Origin of the sequence: Pollutimonas bauzanensis, assembly GCF_040393045.1 — a bacterium.
Taxonomy (GTDB): domain Bacteria; phylum Pseudomonadota; class Gammaproteobacteria; order Burkholderiales; family Burkholderiaceae_B; genus Pollutimonas; species Pollutimonas bauzanensis_A.
This window is the reverse complement of record NZ_JBEBUX010000147.1, coordinates 1-9779: the sequence shown is the minus strand read 5'-3', so window position 1 is coordinate 9779 and position 9779 is coordinate 1. Positions and strand designations below refer to the sequence as shown.

The 9779-nt window shown below is 54.8% G+C and carries 10 protein-coding genes and 1 pseudogene; 10 read left to right on the top strand and 1 reads right to left on the bottom strand.

Features of this window, described 5'->3' with window-relative positions:
• From ABWO67_RS17210 to ABWO67_RS17170, 9 genes and pseudogenes are all read left to right on the top strand, one after another.
• Positions 1–391 (top strand): annotated as a pseudogene (locus tag ABWO67_RS17210) (hypothetical protein); the annotation flags it as partial.
• 6 nt (positions 392–397) lie between these two features.
• Complete coding sequence (gene truA, locus ABWO67_RS17205) at positions 398–1210, top strand: tRNA pseudouridine(38-40) synthase TruA (RefSeq protein WP_353153859.1); 813 nt, start codon at positions 398–400, stop codon at positions 1208–1210.
• A gap of 165 nt (positions 1211–1375) precedes the next feature.
• Positions 1376–2002 (top strand): TRAP transporter small permease subunit, encoded by a 627-nt coding sequence (locus ABWO67_RS17200; protein ID WP_353153856.1) that lies wholly within the window; start codon positions 1376–1378, stop codon positions 2000–2002.
• A 2-nt stretch (positions 2003–2004) separates the two neighbouring features.
• The gene (locus ABWO67_RS17195) at positions 2005–3693 is read left to right on the top strand and encodes a TRAP transporter large permease (protein ID WP_353153853.1); all 1689 of its coding nucleotides are present in this window, start codon (positions 2005–2007) and stop codon (positions 3691–3693) included.
• Positions 3694–3710: 17 nt separating this feature from the next.
• Positions 3711–4364 (top strand): phosphoribosylanthranilate isomerase, encoded by a 654-nt coding sequence (locus tag ABWO67_RS17190; protein ID WP_353153850.1) that lies wholly within the window; start codon positions 3711–3713, stop codon positions 4362–4364.
• Positions 4365–4395: 31 nt separating this feature from the next.
• Positions 4396–5646 carry a kynureninase gene (kynU, locus tag ABWO67_RS17185; protein ID WP_353153847.1) on the top strand — a complete coding sequence of 417 codons (1251 nt, stop codon included), beginning with the start codon at positions 4396–4398 and terminating at the stop codon, positions 5644–5646.
• A 57-nt stretch (positions 5647–5703) separates the two neighbouring features.
• A complete protein-coding gene (locus tag ABWO67_RS17180; RefSeq protein ID WP_353153844.1) occupies positions 5704–6903 on the top strand; it encodes an MFS transporter in 1200 nt (399 codons plus the stop codon).
• 124 nt (positions 6904–7027) lie between these two features.
• Positions 7028–8002 carry a Bug family tripartite tricarboxylate transporter substrate binding protein gene (locus tag ABWO67_RS17175; protein ID WP_353153841.1) on the top strand — a complete coding sequence of 325 codons (975 nt, stop codon included), beginning with the start codon at positions 7028–7030 and terminating at the stop codon, positions 8000–8002.
• A gap of 46 nt (positions 8003–8048) precedes the next feature.
• Positions 8049–8327, top strand: coding sequence for a hypothetical protein (locus ABWO67_RS17170; RefSeq protein WP_353153838.1), 279 nt, complete (start codon positions 8049–8051; stop codon positions 8325–8327).
• A gap of 2 nt (positions 8328–8329) precedes the next feature.
• Here the strand turns inward: ABWO67_RS17170 and ABWO67_RS17165 are convergent, their stop codons facing one another.
• Positions 8330–8986, bottom strand: a complete 657-nt coding sequence (locus ABWO67_RS17165; protein WP_353153835.1) for an exonuclease domain-containing protein — start codon at positions 8984–8986, stop codon at positions 8330–8332.
• Between the two features lie 118 nt (positions 8987–9104).
• Here ABWO67_RS17165 and ABWO67_RS17160 point away from each other — a divergent pair, with 118 nt between their 5' ends.
• Positions 9105–9590: a CinA family protein gene (locus ABWO67_RS17160; protein ID WP_353153832.1), complete on the top strand. Its 486-nt coding sequence runs from the start codon at positions 9105–9107 to the stop codon at positions 9588–9590.
• The last annotated feature ends 189 nt before the right edge of the window (positions 9591–9779 follow it).

The window sequence follows — 9779 nt, the reverse complement described above, 5'->3', positions numbered from 1 at the left end:
GGAAAGCACCGCCGGGTCGTCCTCCGGTGCTGCCGCCGGCAATGGGAATGCAGCAAAAGATCCTGCAGCACCCGATTCTGCAGCGGCAAACAACAACGCAAACAATGCCGCGTCAAATAGCACCAATAGTGCTGGCGGCTTGGAACAATCTATTTCAAATAAGGCAGGACAAACCGTGTCGTGGATACAAGAGCATATGCTGGGTGTGATTACCGGCTTGCTGGCATTGATCGTACTTATCATCGCGTGGATACTGCGCCGAGCCAATGCGGCTCACGATGACGATGATCGCCCCGGTCCTGTCACTGAAGCGATGGTCAAGGAAAAGCTCGACAAGATCAATCTGGATTTTGAGCAAGCGCCATCCGACGAACCGACTAGAAAAGGCTAGGGCGTCATGCCGCGCATCGCGCTAGGGGTGGCCTACGATGGCTCCTTCTGGCAGGGGTGGCAAACACAGCCCAGCGGGCATACGGTACAAGACCAGCTGGAATCCGCACTCAGTCGGTTTCTGGCCCAATCTGTTGGCACAATTTGCGCAGGCCGTACCGATACGGGTGTGCACGGTTTGTGTCAGGTGGTGCATATCGATACGGACGTGCAGCGCCGGGGCGAGTCCTGGGTGCGCGGGCTTAATGCGTTGCTACCTGACAGCATTGCGGTGCAATGGGCGCAAGCTGTGCCTGATACCTTCCATGCCCGGTTCTCTGCCATGTCGCGCACCTATTTGTATCTGGTTCGCAACTCCAGGGTGCGTTCGCCTCTACTGCATGGCCGTGCTGGTTGGGTCTATCACGCACTTGACTTGAACAGCATGCGTGAGGCTGCGCAGCGTTTGCTTGGCGAGCACGATTTCAGTTGCTTTCGCTCATCCCAGTGCCAGGCCGCCAGCCCGATTCGCACCTTGCAATCTTTGCAAGTGGATCAATACGGCGATTTTTTCTTGTTTACCTTCAAGGCCAATGCTTTCCTGCATCATATGGTTCGCAATCTGATGGGCGCGCTATTGTATGTAGGGCAGGGCAAGCATTCCCCATCCTGGATGACCGACCTGCTCGCGCAGCGCGATCGTCGCTTGGCCGCGCCTACCTTTGCGCCCGATGGCTTATATTTTGGCAAAGTGGATTACCCGCTCGAATTCGACCTGCCCGCCGCGTCAGCCGAAACGGCGCTTTTTTCGCATTTGGGTTTTAGCCCTCCCCGGTACTAACCCTGGGCTTATACCAAGGGCCAAACCCAGGGCTTTGGTATAGAATTCAGGCCGTTTCCGTCTGACATACATCGTTTATACTTGTCAGCTTTTGCGCGCCGAATGGATGGCTGGCGCATTGCTGCAGTAAATTTGAAGTCGCTGTCACCCTCCTGAGTGGGACTCATGAAATTTTTCCTGACTTTATCCAGAATCATTGACAATATAAATACCAAGGTGGGCCGCGCGGTTATTTGGCTAACTTTGGTCGTGGTATTGGTCAGTGCCACCAATGCTGTCATACGCAAGGTGTTCAACGTCAGCTCCAACGCCTGGCTTGAATTGCAGTGGTATCTGTTTGGTGCGATTTTTCTTCTGGCGGCGGGCTATACCTTCTTGCGCAACGAGCATGTGCGGGTCGATGTGCTTTCTCAAAAGTTTTCCAAACGCACGCAAATAAAAATAGAAATATTCGGCGTGTTGTTTTTTCTGTTTCCCGCGTGCGGATTGATTTTCTGGCTGTCTTTGCCATTTTTCTACGAGTCGCTGGTGCTGCACGAACTGTCGTCCAACACTGGGGGCTTGATCCGCTGGCCCGCGAAGTTGCTTATACCCATTGGGTTCGGCTTGCTTATTCTGGCAGGGGTTTCCCATCTGATCAAGTGCGTAGGCTTCCTAATGGGGATTTGTCCCGATCCCACAGCCCGTAGCCATGGGAAAAGTGCTGAAGAAGAACTGGCTGACGAAATTCGCAGGATCGCCGAACAGGATGCTCGCGATGCTGCTCAAAACATAACAAGCAAGGGCCGTTGATCATGGAGTTCTTTATTGCAAACCTGGCTCCGATCATGTTCATCAACTTGATCGTGTTTTTGCTATTGGGGTTTCCTGTTGCCTTTTCACTGGCTGCCAACGGCATTTTGTATGGTTTGGTCGCGATCGATCTTGGGCTGATGCAACCCGCGTTGTTCCAGGCCTTACCGCAACGTGTTTTCGGCATCGTCGCCAACGATACGCTGCTTGCTGTGCCGTTTTTTACTCTGATGGGGCTCATACTCGAACGTTCGGGCATGGCTGAAGACTTGCTGGAAACCGTGGGCCAGTTGTTTGGTCCGATACGTGGCGGGCTGGCCATTGCCGTCGTACTGGTAGGCGCCATGCTGGCGGCCACCACAGGGGTGGTTTCCGCATCGGTTATCTCAATGGGCCTGATTTCGCTGCCCATCATGCTGCGCTATGGCTATGATCGGCGGCTTGCGACAGGGGTGATTGCCGCTTCGGGCACCTTGTCCCAAATTATTCCGCCATCGCTTGTGCTGATTATCCTGGCCGATCAATTGGGCCGGTCCATCGGTGATATGTACCGCGGGGCCATGATTCCGGGTCTGTTGCTGGCGCTTGCCTATATTGTGTATGTCGTAGTGGTTTCGCTAGTTAAACCGGACAGTGCTCCTGCTTTGCCCGACGAAGCCCGTATTTACGTTAAGCCCGATGGCAGTCGCGGGTTGCGTTCGCTGGGTGTTCTCACCATCATTGCTTCGGTTGTCGCCTATTTCGGCGCCGAATATTACTTTAGCGAGCACACCCAGATTCCCATTGATGAGCGTATCGTCATCATTATGGTGGGTTGGGGCGTCACGGCGCTGATCATTGCGCTGGTGAACAAGGTGCTGCGTCTGGGCTTGTTGTCCGAGATCGCCGAACGAGTCACTTTTGTGATGATCCCGCCGTTGTTCCTGATTTTTCTTGTGCTGGGCACAATTTTTATCGGAGTCGCCACGCCTACTGAAGGCGGCGCAATGGGTGCGGTGGGTGCGCTGGCCATGGCAGTGTTGCGTGGGCGTTTCTCGTTTTCCCTGCTCAAGCAGGCGATGGACACCACGACCAAGTTGTCGTGTTTCGTGGTTTTCATCCTGGTTGGTTCTACCGTATTCAGTCTCAGCTTTCGTGGCATCAACGGCGATCTTTGGGTCGAGCATTTGCTTATCGGCTTGCCAGGCGGCGAATGGGGTTTTCTCATCGTTGTCAGCCTGCTGACCTTCTTCCTGGCTTTTTTCCTGGATTTTTTCGAGCTGGCTTTCATTATTGTGCCGTTACTGGGTCCGGTGGCAGACAAGATGGGCATCGATCTGATCTGGTTCGGCGTATTGCTGGCTGTCAATATGCAAACCTCGTTTATGCATCCGCCGTTCGGGTTTGCCTTGTTTTACTTGCGGTCGGTGGCGCCCAAAGAGGACTATCATGATCGTGTTACCGGCAAGCTGATTCCTAAAGTGACTACCGGGCAAATCTATTGGGGATCGGTTCCGTTCATAGGCATACAGGTGCTGATGGTGGCCGCAGTCATGTTGTTCCCGGGCATAGTCACCCACTACAAGGACGACGTGGTCCAGGTAGATCCATCCACTATCAAGTTTGGCGTTGAGGAAATTTATGGTTCGGGCTCTTATGGCGAAGACGACGCTAGTAGCGAATCCGATGATCCTGGTGCGGCATTCAGGTAACAGGCAGGTCATCGACAATGAATAGCCAGCTTCGTACCCGCGTCAAGATTTGCGGGTTGACCCGCCTCGAGGATGTCCATGCGGCTGTGCAGGCAGGAGCTGATGCCATTGGGTTCGTCATGTATCCCAAAAGCCAGCGGGCAGTCAGCCTCGAGCAGGCTCGCGAGCTGCGGGCGGCGGTTCCCGCGTTCGTCAACGTGGTGACCTTGTTCGTGAATGCCACAGCGCAAGAAGTCCAGGACGTCATCAAGCTCGTACAACCTGATTTGTTGCAGTTTCACGGCGATGAATCGCCGCAATTTTGTGAAAGCTTCAATCATCGATACTTTCGGGCGATCCGCGTCGGCGCGCCCGGGCTCGATACTCCCGAAGGCGTATTGCAGACATGCCTGCGTTATCAGTCAGCCAGTGCATGGTTATTCGACAGCTACAGCGATGCATACGGAGGCAGCGGTCTGGCGCTGGACGCGTCGCTGCTCGATTTAGTTCAGCAAGCTGAAGACACCCGTGTTGCCATTTTGGCGGGTGGTCTTACACCCGATACCGTAGCAACATCCATCAAGACAATGCAGCCTTATGCTGTAGACGTCAGCAGTGGCGTGGAAGACGCGCCTGGCATCAAGTCCAGCCTGAAAATTCAGCGGTTCATGGCGGCTGTCCAGAGCGCATAGCTCCTCGCGCAACTCAGTCGGAGAGCCCCAGATGATAAGTCGTGACGATTGCGTTCAGCTCGATCAGAACGATGGGCTGGCTTTCCTTAAAAATGAATTTTCGCTGCCCGATGGTGTGATCTATCTGGACGGCAATTCCCTTGGAGCTCGCCCCAAAGCGTCGCTGGCGCGTGCGCATCAGGTGATTGCGCAAGAGTGGGGCGTCGGCCTGATACGCAGTTGGAATTCGGCAGCTTGGTTCGAACTGTCAACAAAGCTCGGCGACAAGCTGGCTTCCTTGATAGGTGCGGCACCTGGCGAAGTGGTTGTTACCGACAGCACGTCGATCAACTTGTTCAAAGCGCTTGCCGCTGCATTGCAGATTCAGTCCAGTCATCCTGAAACGGCCCGGCGCAAAAACATCGTCACAGAGCGCAGCAATTTTCCAACCGACATCTATATTGCCCAAGGTCTGGCGCAATGGCTGGAGCGAGGTTATCAAGTCCGTCTCGTCGATAGTGCGCAAGAACTTGAGGCGGCCATCGATCATGATACGGCTGTCGTCATGCTCACACACGTGAATTATCGTAGCGGCTATCTGCATGATATGGCAGGCACGACAGCGCATGCCCACAAGCACGGAGCCCTGGTGATTTGGGATCTTGCACACTCTGCAGGCGCGTTGCCCGTTGCGCTGAATGATTGCGGGGCTGATTTTGCTGTGGGATGCACGTATAAGTATTTGAACGGCGGCCCGGGCTCGCCAGCTTTTATTTGGGTGCCGCATAGGCACCAAACGAAATTCACCCATCCTTTGTCGGGTTGGTGGGGGCATGCCGCGCCATTTTCCATGCAGCCTGAGTTCGAACCCAGCCCCGACATTCGGCGCGCGTTGTGCGGCACTCAGCCCATCGTTTCCTTGGCTTTAGTGGAGTGCGGGCTGGATATATTCACGCAAACCAGCATGGCGGCGATACGTGAAAAGTCCTTGGCGCTTACCGACTTATTCATCGACTTGGTCGAAACGCGTTGCGCCGGGCATCCTCTGGAACTCGTCACGCCGCGCGACCATGCATTGCGTGGCAGCCATATCAGTTTTGCTCATCCCCATGGTTATGCCGTTATGCGGGCCTTGATTGCGCGCGGTGTAATAGGGGACTACCGCGAACCGCACATCATGCGCTTCGGTTTTACGCCGCTATACCTGAATTATGCCGATGTCTGGGATGCTGTAGAAACGTTAACGAATATTCTGGACGATAGGGCTTACGACCAGAATCAGCAGCGAGACACTGTTACATAAGGGCGTCATAGTCAAGGGCGTATACTCTCGCCCTTGTTAACGTTTTCCCTAATACTCATGTCTGCGCCTGTTTTGCTTCACGGTCGTGCTGTTACTACAGGCCGCCGTATCGCCGCCGAGTTATCCCTTGCCGTAGGCGGCTTCGCCATCGGCACAGGCGAATTCTCCATCATGGGTCTGCTGCCCAATATTGCCGACGATCTTGGGCTGACAGCGCCTGAAGTCGGTCATCTCATTAGCGCCTACGCCTTGGGTGTGGTCATTGGTGCGCCGCTGATCGCGGTGCTTGCCGCGAGGATATCGCGGCGCATGCTGTTGATTGTATTGATGGGCATCTTCGCAGCGGGCAATCTGGCCAGCGCATTGGCCCCGTCGTATGGTTCCGTCATGCTGTTTCGTTTCTTGAGCGGCATGCCGCACGGGGCCTATTTTGGCGTAGCTGCCCTGGTGGCGGCATCGATGGCGGAGCCCGCCCGCCGCGGGCAAGCGGTGGGCCGGGTCATGCTGGGCTTGACAGTGGCTGTCCTGATCGGCAATCCGTTGGCGGTGTGGCTGGGGCAGGCATGGAGCTGGCGCGCCGCTTTCGTCGCGGTGAGTGTGATCGGGCTGATTACCATGCTGCTCGTACGAGTCATTTTGCCGGATGCGCCTGCCTCCCGCCTGAACAGTCCGATGCGCGAACTGAGCGCGTTGCGGTTGGAGCAGGTGTGGCTAACCCTGGGCATAGGTGCGATAGGTTTCGGGGGGTTGTTCAGTGTGGTCAGCTATATCGCACCGACCCTGACGGAAGTGTCGGGTGTGGCGCCAGGCATGGTGCCCTTTGCGCTATCGTTTGTCGGCGTAGGCATGATCATCGGTAATGTCATAGGCGGATGGCTGGCAGACCAGGCGTTGATGCCGTCCATCGGCATTTTGCTGGTGTGGAACGTGCTGGTGTTGCTGTTATTTCCATTTATGGCGGGCAATCCATGGACGGCGATGCTTGGCGTCATGTTAATAGGCAGCGGTGTAGCTATTGGCCCGCCATTGCAGATCCGTTTGATGGATGCCGCGCCCCATGCGCAAACCCTTGCGGCATCGCTTAACCATTCTGCATTCAATATGGCCAATGCATTGGGCGCGTGGCTAGGCGGCGTGGCGATTGCCGGCGGCTATGGCTGGACTTCCACAGGTTGGGTAGGCGCCGGTTTGGCGTTGGGCGGCCTGGCTATTTTTGGTGTGGCGGTGTGGCGTATGCCCCGGCGTGCAGCGCGCTAGGAAGTATCACCTAGGCACAACCGCTATAGACTCGTCAGATCAAAGTGGTTTACGCTGAAAAGCTTGTCGCCAGCGGTGCTATGGCGCCTTTCATTTGGCTCACTTTTCCAAAGGTCGCTTACGCATGTTCAAACGCCGTATTTCTGTCGCCTTCACAACAGTCTTGTTAATTGCCCCCGCTTTATCAGTGGCCGCCCAAGCATGGCCTACCGAACCAATACGTTTTGTGGTGCCATTCCCTCCTGGTGGGCCCACCGACCTTATGGCGCGCCTGATTGCTGAACCCCTGTCAAAGAAACTGGGCACATCTGTTGTTGTTGAAAATAAAGCCGGCGCCAGCGGAAACATCGGTTCTTTGGATGTGGCTAAATCGAAGCCCAATGGCTACACCATATTATTGGCTGCTAGTGGCAATATGGCTGTGAACCAGACCTTGTTCAAGAATCTGGCATATGACCCGATCAAGGATTTTTCATCCATTATTCAAATCTCCAAGTTTCCCTTGGTGCTGGAGGTGAAATCAACAACCCCGGTGAAGACAGTTCAAGAATATATTGCGTACGCCAAAGCGAATGTAGGCAAAGCCACTTTTGGATCCGCTGGTAATGGTTCGCCGCAACATCTGGGCGGCGAGCTTTTCAAGACCGTGACCCAGGCGCCTATTCAACATATTCCCTACAAAGGGGCGGGGCCGGCGATCAACGACATGATGGGCGGGCATATCTTTAGCATGTTCGACATCCTGGGTAGTTCTATGCAATTCATCAAGAATAAGGATTTCTACCCGATAGCCGTGACCACAGCGAAGCGGTCGCAGCAGTTGCCCGATGTGCCCACGATGCAAGAATCAGGGATCAAGGATTTTGATTATTATGCTTGGCACGGTATCGTGGCCGCCGCGGGTACGCCGGCAGATATCATCGCCAAGTACAACACTGCTCTTAATGAAATATTCCAGGACCCCGAGTTCGCCAAACGATGGGAGGGCATTGGCAGCGAAGTGGTCGGAGGCACGCCAGAGCAATTTACCTCGCTGGTCAATTCAGAGGCGCAACGCTTGGGTAAGCTGGTAAAAGACCTGGGAATCCAGATCGATTAGCCGCGTTATAAAGGATTGACGGGCCGCAGCTTGCCGGGCAGCCAACGTGGGTTTATTATTTCATCCAAATTTTAAAGGTACCAATAATAAAATGGATGGAGCAATGGAGACTTGGAAGCGTAAAGTGGCGGAAGCGATCGATGAATTCAGCGAAGCAAAAGCCAAAGAGAACGAAGCGCTTTCCGCCTTTCACAACGAAAAAGGCGTTGGCCAGACCGGATCAGTGAAACTGATGGAAAGCTGGTTGGTCCACCAACGGGTGGCCCGGGAAAAAAATGAAGCTGTACTGCGACTGATACAGACGGTCCCGAAACCGGCGGAATAGCGCTAGCCGCGAAGGGCCGCCTGTAAATAGGGATCGACGTCAGGCTGTCGCAATAGCCAGGCTTTATAGTCCGCAGGGATGTCTGCGATAAGGCTTCCTTTGTGCTTGCCGAAAGTCATGACCTTGGGAACGCGCGCTTGCTCTGACAGCTGCCATAGCGTTTCCCAGTCTGCTGCGTGGCCTGCGCGACTGATCAGATGCGCCAAAAGCGACCGGCAGTTTTGTACATCAGCCAGCGCCGAGTGTGCCGATTTCAACAGGTTCCTGGCGTTTGACCGGTCAATCAGATAGATCATGGCCGACTGACTGTGGCTGTCTGCTTCAGGATAAAGGCTGCGGCTTAACGCCAGCGTGCAGATACGCTTTACATCGGGTTGGCCAGCTACCTTCCAGTCATAATCAATATTATGGCCGATGATGTATTGCACGTCGGCGGGAAGCTTGAACTGGGTGTGTGGCGGGCAATCGGCTAGGTCTTCGTCATAAATATGATGGGTGGCCAGTGCGCCCAGGCTGATGCGCTGAGTGGGCCGGTAGCGCTGCTCGAACTGTTCGGTGATATTTAACGCAGTGGGCGAGTCCAGGCGCAGCCAGGCTGCTTCAATGATTTGCGCATCCTGAGTGCCCGTTGTTTCGGTGTCAAAAATAACGGCGGTCATGGGGGCTCCTTGGTGGTCGATGGGGGAGTGCGCCAGGGCGCGTGGTACAGCGCTTGCTGGACGAGTGCAGCTATTCTAGGGGAAGGTTGCGCATCGTGTCGGGCACGCGGAGACAGAAATGGGTGATATCGAGAAGGTAGCGCAATATATGCAAGAGCAGGGACTGGTGCTTGCTACCGGGGAATCATGCACTGCGGGGCTAATCGCGGCTACTTTGGCGGATATTCCAGGCGCTGGAGCCTTATTGGATTGTGCTTTTGTCGTTTACTCACCGTCGGCAAAGATGAAATGCCTGGATGTGCGTAAGCAAACTATCGATGCCTATGGCTTGACCAGCGTAGCGGTTTCACGCGAGATGGCATTGGGCGCGCTTGTTCGAGGTCGGGCGAATGTTGCCATTGCCAATACCGGCGTTACCGACGACATGCCGGACGGCCCTCCCGCAGGTACACAATGTTTTGCTTGGGCGTTTAAGCGACCAGGCACAGAGCCATGGGTGTTTGCCGAAACCAAGATATTTGTCGGGATGCGCAACGAAATCCGCCAGGCGAGCGCCGACTTTGCATTGTTGCGTCTTACCGAGCTGCATAGGCAACTAGAGTAAATCTACTCGCCAAAACCAGGCGTTATATGATGCAAATGCAAAAAACCCGCAAAGCGCGAAGCTGTGCGGGTTTTCGTGGCTAATGATGATTTGTTTACTTATCATCACAGCAAGTATCTGGTAGGCAGTACTGGGTTCGAACCAGCGACCTCTACGATGTCAACGTAGCGCTCTAACCAACTGAGCTAA